The 9,087-nt window shown below is 36.1% G+C and carries 8 protein-coding genes; 7 read left to right on the top strand and 1 reads right to left on the bottom strand.

The window, feature by feature from the left end; translation table 11 throughout:
* Positions 1-339: 339 nt before the first annotated feature.
* The 6 genes from ftsE (at position 340) to ABC228_RS15215 (ending at position 7,014) form a co-directional block, all read left to right on the top strand.
* Complete coding sequence (gene ftsE / locus ABC228_RS15240) at positions 340-1,026, top strand: cell division ATP-binding protein FtsE (protein WP_345826013.1); 687 nt, start codon at positions 340-342, stop codon at positions 1,024-1,026.
* Positions 1,016-1,909: a permease-like cell division protein FtsX gene (gene ftsX / locus ABC228_RS15235; protein ID WP_345826012.1), complete on the top strand. Its 894-nt coding sequence runs from the start codon at positions 1,016-1,018 to the stop codon at positions 1,907-1,909. Before ftsE ends, ftsX begins: the two co-directional genes overlap by 11 nt.
* Positions 1,910-1,961: 52 nt before the next feature.
* The gene (locus ABC228_RS15230; RefSeq protein WP_345826011.1) at positions 1,962-3,287 is read left to right on the top strand and encodes a murein hydrolase activator EnvC family protein; all 1,326 of its coding nucleotides are present in this window, start codon (positions 1,962-1,964) and stop codon (positions 3,285-3,287) included.
* 231 nt (positions 3,288-3,518) lie between these two features.
* Entirely contained in the window at positions 3,519-4,994 is a 1,476-nt protein-coding gene (locus ABC228_RS15225) for a S41 family peptidase (protein ID WP_345826010.1), read from the top strand.
* 166 nt (positions 4,995-5,160) lie between these two features.
* Positions 5,161-6,333, top strand: coding sequence for a PDZ domain-containing protein (locus ABC228_RS15220; protein ID WP_345826009.1), 1,173 nt, complete (start codon positions 5,161-5,163; stop codon positions 6,331-6,333).
* A 138-nt stretch (positions 6,334-6,471) separates the two neighbouring features.
* Entirely contained in the window at positions 6,472-7,014 is a 543-nt protein-coding gene (locus tag ABC228_RS15215) for a YkoP family protein (RefSeq protein WP_345826008.1), read from the top strand.
* Positions 7,015-7,024: 10 nt separating this feature from the next.
* Here the strand turns inward: ABC228_RS15215 and ABC228_RS15210 are convergent, their stop codons facing one another.
* A complete protein-coding gene (locus tag ABC228_RS15210; protein ID WP_345826007.1) occupies positions 7,025-7,840 on the bottom strand; it encodes a metallophosphoesterase in 816 nt (271 codons plus the stop codon).
* A gap of 97 nt (positions 7,841-7,937) precedes the next feature.
* On the opposite strand from ABC228_RS15210, the gene ABC228_RS15205 reads away from it, so the two are divergent.
* Positions 7,938-9,053: an MGDG synthase family glycosyltransferase gene (locus ABC228_RS15205; RefSeq protein ID WP_345826006.1), complete on the top strand. Its 1,116-nt coding sequence runs from the start codon at positions 7,938-7,940 to the stop codon at positions 9,051-9,053.
* The last annotated feature ends 34 nt before the right edge of the window (positions 9,054-9,087 follow it).

The raw sequence follows: 9,087 nt of genomic DNA, 5'->3' as shown, positions 1-9,087 counted from the left end.
GTAAATTATTGTGTGGTTACTTTAATTTTATCAAAAGGTGTCCTTTTTGTGTGCAAAAAAAGTGGTATTCACCGGTTTTGGTGAACACCACTTTTTATTTTACTGGGGTTTTGTCCCAGCCTCTTTTGTATGTTTTTTCTTACTCCTCGAGACACCCTACCAATGTACTAGTTTTCTTTTAAAAACGACAAAATTCTACAAAGTAATTATCGTTTTTTACGATTGAAATATAAATGTAATATTTTTTTGTCAAAAAAAGTTGCCGATTGATGTTATAATGTATAAGAAAGATGAGTAATATAAGACTTTTTGACTATTTTATGATAAAGGTGATTAAATATGATTCTAATGAAAGACGTATATAAGACGTATGATAATGGTGTAACGGCACTTAATGGCATCAATGTTGAAATTAACCAAGGTGAATTTGTCTATATTGTTGGTCCAAGTGGTGCGGGTAAGTCCTCATTTATTAAATTGATGTACCGCGAAATTAAACCTTCAAAAGGAACACTTTTCATTAACAATAAAGAGGTTAATCAAATAGCGGAGAAAGAAGTCCCTCTATTACGTAGAAATATTGGTGTTATCTTCCAAGACTTCCGTCTACTACCAAAGCTATCAGTCTATGAAAACGTAGCATTTGCGTTGGAAGTAATTGAAGAGACTCCTCGTAATATTCGTAAGCGTGTAATGGAAGTATTAGATTTAGTTGGTCTTAAAAATAAAGCAAGATTTTTCCCAAGAGAGCTATCTGGTGGAGAGCAACAACGTGTGTCAATTGCTCGTGCTATCGTGAATCATCCGAAAATTGTTATTGCGGACGAGCCTACAGGTAACCTTGATCCAGAAACGTCATGGGATATTATGCGCGTGTTTGAAGAAATCAATAATAGTGGAACGACTATTATTATGGCTACTCATAGTAAGGAAATTGTAAATACAATTAAAAAACGTGTCATTGCAATAGAAGATGGTCTAATTGTGAGAGATGAACATCGAGGTGATTATGGTTATGAAGGCTAGAACAATTAAGAGACATTTTCGAGAAGGCGGAAAGAACATATTTCGTAATGGTTGGATGACAGTTGCATCTGTCGGTGCAGTAACCATGACTTTGATATTAGTTGGTGCATTTCTTGGATTAATCTTAAACCTTAATCACATGGCCAACAAAATTGAAGATGATGTCGTAGTGAAAGTGTTGATTGATTTAACCGCTAATGATGAACAAGTCATTACACTGAAAGAAGAAATTGAAAAAATCGAAGGTATTGAATCAGTGGTATTCTCCTCAAAGGATGAGGAATTAGATAGCCTAATTGAAAGCATGGGTGAGGGTGGAGCAGCCTGGGAATTATTCGAGCAAGAAAACCCATTAAATCATGCGTATATTTTGAAAGCAGTCGATCCACAAGATACGCAAATGATTGCTGATGAAGTAGCAAATCTTGAGTATGTAGATTCAGTAACATATGGACAGGAAGTTGCTCAAAATCTATTTAAATTTACGAGCTATGCAAGAACAATAGGAATAGTCCTCATTGCAGGACTCGTATTAACAGCAATCTTCTTGATCTCTAATACGATTAAATTAACCATTATGGCTAGAAGCACAGAGATTGGAATCATGAAATTAGTAGGAGCAACGAATGGTTTTATTCGCGGGCCTTTCTTTATTGAGGGATTACTATTAGGCCTATTAGGGTCGATTATTCCAGTTGTAACAGTACTTGCAGGCTATAAACTAATTGAAAATAGTGTTGGTGGAATAAGTTCAATTGGATTCGTAGAGATGTTACCATTCAATCCGTTTGCATGGCAGCTTGCGCTAATTATTTTAGCTGTTGGTGCAGGAATTGGAATTTGGGGAAGTCTTATGAGTGTTCGTAAATTCTTAAAGGTTTAAGGCATGCAAGTTTTTTAGATAGATAGTTTGTTTGAAGGGCAGGGGATAATCGATGAAGAAAAAATTTGGAATAGGTTTGTTGATTGGTCTTTTGTTAATAAGCTCTCTATATGTAGACTGGGACACTGTTTCTGCTCAAACTGCTGAAGATATTCAACAGGAGATTGAGAATTTAGAAAAAGAACAGCTACAGCTTGAAGAGGAAAAAGAAGAATTACAAGACTCTCAAAGTGAAACACAAGAGAAGATTGACGAAAATTTAGATCAACAAGCTACTGTACAAGAACAAATAGATTCACTTGATCAAAAATTGGACGAAACAAGAGCCTCAATTGAATCAAAGGAAAATGAAATTGATGCTACGAATAACGAGATTAATGAGCTCACTGGAAAAATAGAGGAGCTAAAACAAGAAATTGAACAATTAAAATCTGATATTGAAGCTTTGTTGGATCGAATCGAAGAACGCGAGGCATTACTTGCTGACCGTCTTCGTTCGATTCAAAAAAGCGGTGGAAAAATGATGTACTTAGAAGTACTTCTAGGTTCATCTAGTTTTTCTGATTTCATTACTAGAACAGCTGCAGTTAACATCATGATGGATCAAGATAAAACCATTATGGAAAAATTGGCCAATGATAAAAAAGAAGTAGAAGCGAAAAAAGTAGCTGTAGAAGATAATAAAACTGAAGTTGAAAACAAGAAATCAGAAGTGGAAGATAAAAAGCTAGCACTGGAAGGTCAAAAACAAGAATTAGTAGCACTACAGGACCAGCTCGACCAACAAGTAGCTGAAAAAGAAACCTTAATGGCACAGCTTGAGGAAGAACATAACCATCTTGAAGAGTACATGTTTACACTAGAAGATGAACAAGCAATGTTAAATCTGCAAGCACAAGCGAAGGAAAAGGCAAAGCAACTAGCCGAGAGTGAGTTAGAGCTTCTATCTCAACCATCTCCATCAGGTACAGATTTAATATGGCCAGCAAATGGAAGACTATCCTCTGGATATAGTTATCGAGTGGATCCAGTAACAGGGGTTCCTGGTGATTTTCACCTCGGTATTGATATTGCTGGCGGAACTGGAACACCAGTTTATGCAGCAACTTCTGGTATAGCTGTAAAAGGAAACCTATCCTGGACATATGGGAATCATATACTAGTCGTGAATGATAATTACACTACGTTATATGCACATTTAAGCGGCTATGCAATAAGTGATGGACAAGTAGTTCAACAAGGTGATCTTATTGGTTATATAGGCAGCACCGGAAATAGTACCGGACCACACTTACATTTTGAAGTACATAAGGGTGGTTGGATTGGTTTCTATCCTCCGAACTCGAATGTCGTGAATCCATTAAATTACCTGCCATAAGAATAGTGAAGAGGCATTACACATAGGTGTAATGTCTTTTTCTTTCAAAACTTATTTAATAAATTTCTTCTTAAAGTGAAAAAGTTTGGCTTATTATGGATTTTTTCGATATGATTATAGAATAACTAGTTTGAATAAACATTTTAATAAATGTCGTTTAAACATTACTTTTTTGCATTTTTAAGCTTTTTGAAGACAGACTTAACATATAAATAATACTGAGGTGATGAAATGAAATTACATAAAGTCCATATCGTACTTATATTAGTTGGTGCATTACTATTAGGTTTTGCTGGAGCTTATCTTGGAATGACGTTGGCAAAACCGGACCAAGCTGATCAGCAAGTTGAGGAGAATGAAACTGCTGATAATGATACAAATGGAGAGAATGCTACCGAAAATCAGTCAGAAATACCAGAACAATGGTCAAAGGTAACACAGGCATATAATTTAATTAAGGATAATTATTTAGAGGGTGCAGATGAACAGCAATTAATTGAAGGTGCAATTGAGGGAATGCTAGCAACATTAGGTGATCCTTACAGTACATACATGGATGTCGAAACCATGAAGCAGTTTAACGAGCAAATTGAGTCCTCCTTTGAAGGAATTGGTGCAGAGGTTAGCATGGTGAATGGCATGGTTACCATCGTTTCCCCAATTAAGGACTCTCCTGCAGAAAAAGCTGGGTTAAGACCGAACGACCAAGTGCTTGAAGTTGATGGTGAATCGCTTGAAGGGCTTGATTTAAATGAAGCAGTAGCAAAAATACGTGGTGAAAAAGGTTCAGAGGTTGTTCTGACAATTCTACGAGAAGGAACTGCAGAGCCGTTCGAAATGACAATAGTACGCGATACTATTCCAATTGAGACTGTATACTCAGAAACGAAGACAATCGATGGTAAGAAAACAGGAATTATTGAACTCACAAACTTTGCAGAAACAACTTCACAAGACTTTAATACACAGTTACAAGCCTTAGAGGATGAGGGAATTGAAGGCTTGATTATTGATGTTCGTGGTAATCCTGGTGGACTTCTAAATTCGGTTGAAGAAATTTTAATGAATTTTGTACCAGAGGATGTCCCATACGTTCAGATTGAGGATCAAGAAGGTAAAAAAACACCTTACTATTCTAAGCTGAAGGAAAAGAAAGACTATCCAATTAGTGTTGTAGTCAATGAAGGAAGTGCTTCGGCATCGGAAATCTTGGCAGTAGCATTAAAAGAAATAGGCTATGATATAGTAGGTACTACTAGCTTCGGTAAAGGAACTGTACAACAAGCAGTTCCATTGGGAGACGGAAGTACAATAAAATTAACATTCTATAAATGGCTGTCACCAGAGGGAACTTGGATTCATGAGACTGGAGTAGAGCCAACAGTAGAGGTGGAACAACCAGAATATTTCTATACAAATCCAGTTCAAATTGAAGAGCCTCTTGCTTATGACCAGTCTGATGTGAAAATTGCTAACGTCCAAATCATGCTTAATGGATTAGGGTATGAGACGGATCGTACAGATGGTTACTTTAATAAAGTTACGGAAGAGGCTGTTATCGCCTTTCAACAGGAAAACGATTTAGAAGCTACTGGTGTTGTGGACCAGGAAACTGCAAGTGCACTTGAGCTGAAGGTTGTTGAAAAGATTCGCAGCGGTGAAGATGATGTGCAGCTTGATAGGGCGTTAGAGGAATTGTATAAGTAAGTATCATGGAATCCGTGAAATTCATTCGCGGATTCCTTTTATCTTGATTAAGAAAATAATGTTTTGGTAAGCAAAAGCAGGAAAAAATTCGACAAATGGCGAATATATAAGGTTATAATTAGAATAGATGTAATCGACAGCATTGCATGGGGAAGGTGATGACGACATGATACAGGATTGGTTATTGGAAATTGGAAAAGGAATCGGCAAATTGTTTCTAAATCCACTTTTATACTGGTCGTTTGCCTTTATAATTATTGTAGGAATTAGAAGGGTTAAGCGAGAAAGAAGCAACTTTGGAACAAAGATATTTGATATATTCTCGGAATGGCGAGATACAATTGGAATATCCATCTTAATTGGTTTATTGTTTTCTGTTATGACGGTTGGAATTGGTTTTGTTTTTACCTATGAAACGATTATCGTCTTGAGTATTGTCATGATAATTTCTAGCATGTTACTACGGTTTACTTTGCTATCACCTAGCTATACCATTGGAATCTCCTACTTTGTTTTACTTGGCCTACCTTATTTATCGGAGTATGTTACGACTATCAATCTTGACTTTGATACGAATTTTACAGCACTGACCATTTTACTAGGCTTATTTTTATTTGTGGAAGCACAGTTATTCAGTAGAACAAGGCAAAATGAAACATATCCTAGTTTGATATTAGGGGAACGAGGTAGCTGGATTGGGAGACATATTATAAAGAAAGTAGCAATTATTCCATTTTTCGTACTTATTCCAGCAGGCTTAATTGAACCTTTTGCACCTTATTGGCCATACTTAGCAATCGGTGAAGAAAACTATGCGTTGGTTCTTATTCCCTTTATGCTGGGATTTGAACATGCAGTAAAAGGAACATTACCACATGTTACGGCACAACATTTAGCAAAAGCAATATTTTGGCTAGCAATAGTGGTTTTAGGGTTTGCGATAGGAAGCATTTTTGTTCCGTGGCTCTCTATTATTGCTGTGTTATTAGCGATACTCGGAAGAGAAATTATTAATTATCGATCCCGAATGAAGGACCACACGAAAAGACCTTATTTTAATCATACAAACGATGGATTAAAAGTATTGGGTATCATTCCCGGTTCTCCTGCAGATCGGTTAAATATCTTGATTGGTGAGACTGTATCAAAGGTTAATGGGAATAGGATTTATAAAGAAGATGATATATATGAAGCGCTTCAACAAACCGGTTCCTTCTTTAAAATAGAGCTACTGGATACAAATGGTGAAATCCGATTTGTCCAAAGTGCCTTATATGAAGGTGACCATCATGAATTAGGGCTTGTATTTGCTGGAGAGCCTCATCGAAAAAATAGTTAAAAAAATCCGTATCACGATTATGTGATGCGGATTTTTTAGCATACTAAGACTAAAATGGATGGGGGAACTTCTCATATTTTTTTTCTTTTCATGCAAACTATAAAATGCAAAATATTTACAGAAAGGATAATTATATGAATGAAAAGCTATTTATTAGGGGTTTGGAACGCACTAGACCCTGTATATTACACCTGTACTAGATTGCGATATGTTTCAGATTCAGATGAGCGTAGAACATTGTTTCGGGTTCGTTTAACTAGATATAAGGGGAAGCGTACGGTATTAAAGGATGGTACAGTGATTAACAAGGAGGATTTGTTAATTAAGATTCACCTTCACAATGTAAAAATAATGAATGAGCTCTTTACGGTGTCAAGTGATACAAAGCGGGCAGTGTATATTTATCATATGATAAAACGTTCTTTACCGATGCTTGCGAATTATGTACGAAACCATACACGATATCCGGAGATAAAGGGGATAATTGGGATAACGACCTTGCATAAAGGTTCTAGTCGATTAGGATTTGAATGTGTATCGATTGATAACCCATTTTATCGTAATTATAAACGTCTTACTTTTGCACCAATTAATTATCTAGCTAGCTCATCCGGACATGCAAAACCTGTTTATCTATTCATGTCCAAGGATGAGCTAATCACTAGATATCATCTAAGTTAACTTAAATCACTTAAATGGCTACATCATGCATCGTTATTTCTGGTCGACTACCCACACGGATATTTACACCCGTTTGGCCAAGACCTTCACTAATATAAAATGGCGAATCATTGTGCATATGCAATCCCTTAACAACGTTAAGTCGTGGGAGCTTACCCATTTTCACTAGGTGATAAGCTTTTGGATAAAGGATTTGACCACCATGGAAATGCCCAGCTAGTAAATAATCGAATCGGTATTCATCCATTTCTAGCACGACATTTGGATCATGGGTTAATACAATGTTAATGCCATCTTTAACATCTTGAAAGGATTTTGGAAGATCGCTTCGATTTGTACTGTAGTCATCAATTCCAATAATATTAATCGCTTGATTATTCATATAGAAGGTCTCACTTGTATTCTGCATGACAATGCATCCATATTGAATTAAAAGATCCTTTAATCGTAATAAGTTCTTATCTCTTAAAACATAGTCATGATTACCGAGAACTGCATAAATTCCGTATTTCGGCTGCATAGCTTGCAAAACCTCTAAATATGGAACTAACTTCGGAATGCTTCTTTTTCGGTCTAGGAAATCACCAGTTAATGCGATAAGATCTGGTTTTTCGTTTTGTAACTTTGCTGCTAATTCCAGTGGTGAAATGGAGATGTTTTCTAAGTGTAGATCAGATAAGTGTAGGATAGATATATTGGATTGTTTGGCTGGCTGTTTTGTTGTAATTTGTACTTTATTAATTTTTATATCTTTTGTGTTTTGATTTGCTTTATATATGAAATAACTAATGATAATTAGTAGTATTGTAGAAATAATATAGATCATTTGAATTCCTCCCCGAACAGGATTATATCATGCTTCTTCAGTCGGTGGCATTGGTAAATGAAGGGATTCAATTGTACTGTATGATGGAGTGAAGTAAATGGATACTAAGCCAAAGGACGAAGCATTATTTCTACCATTTATGCAAATCCCAACCGGTCATCATCACGTGGCAGATGCAGTTATTGAGGAGCTACAGCTGGCGATTGAAACCTTTAATTGTGAAAAGGTAGATATACTTTCCTACAGTTATGGGAAAATGGAAAGACTTGTTTCGGCGACCTATTTATCATGGATAAAAAAAATGCCTAAAGCCTATGACTGGCTATACAATTATTTAGCAGTGAAAAATCAAACGAAACGTTCAAGACAGCTTTTGTATGAGGCAATGTTCACACCGTATTTCAAACGATTAATCAATGAAAATGAGCCAAGAATTCTGTTTTGTACGCATGCCTTGCCGTCTAATATTTCGAGTATCTTAAAGTGTAAAAATAAGCTTCGAGCCAATACGGTGAATGTCTACACCGATTTCTTTATAAACCGTGTTTGGGGAATTGAAGGAATTGATTATCATTTTGTTCCTTCTATAACTGTTAAGAAATTTCTTTTGGAATTGGGAGTCGATGAATCAACCATATATGTCACGGGAATTCCTGTTCATCCCGTATTTCTTAAACCAAAACCTCTATCATTACCAACAAATCAAATCCATGTATTGATTACAGGTGGAAGTCTAGGAGTAGGGTCTATTGAGAAGCTCATTCCTGAGAATCCAACTGTAAAGTATTCTGTGTTATGTGGGAAAAATGAAAGACTGTACCATAATTTAAGGCGACGAAATCATCCATCCATTAACCCGATACCCTATGTTAGTAGTAAAGTGGAAATGAATGAAATTTATAATCAAGCAGATGCCGTCATCACAAAGCCTGGGGGTGTGACGATTAGTGAATGTTTGATGAAGCATATTCCAGTATTTACAGGTAACGCTTTACCAGGCCAAGAAAAGGTAAATGAAAGACAACTAAAGGAGCTTGGGGTAATTTTGACAATGGATACGTTTAACGAATCAATTGAGAAGCAGGTAATTGATTTTTTCGAGGATGAAATGCTCCAAAAAAACTATCGAGAAAAGTTAGAGACCTATCATAACCATTTGGAGAATAGACCGTTATCGGCTATTCTACAAGAGATTTGTTCAACTGCTGAATAATGTCAGCAGTTGTTTTTTATTTTTTGGGTCTATT

The sequence above is a fragment of the Ornithinibacillus xuwenensis genome, from assembly GCF_039614845.1.
In the GTDB taxonomy this organism is placed as follows: domain Bacteria; phylum Bacillota; class Bacilli; order Bacillales; family Amphibacillaceae; genus Ornithinibacillus; species Ornithinibacillus xuwenensis.
This window is presented reverse-complemented; position numbering and strand designations above follow the sequence as displayed.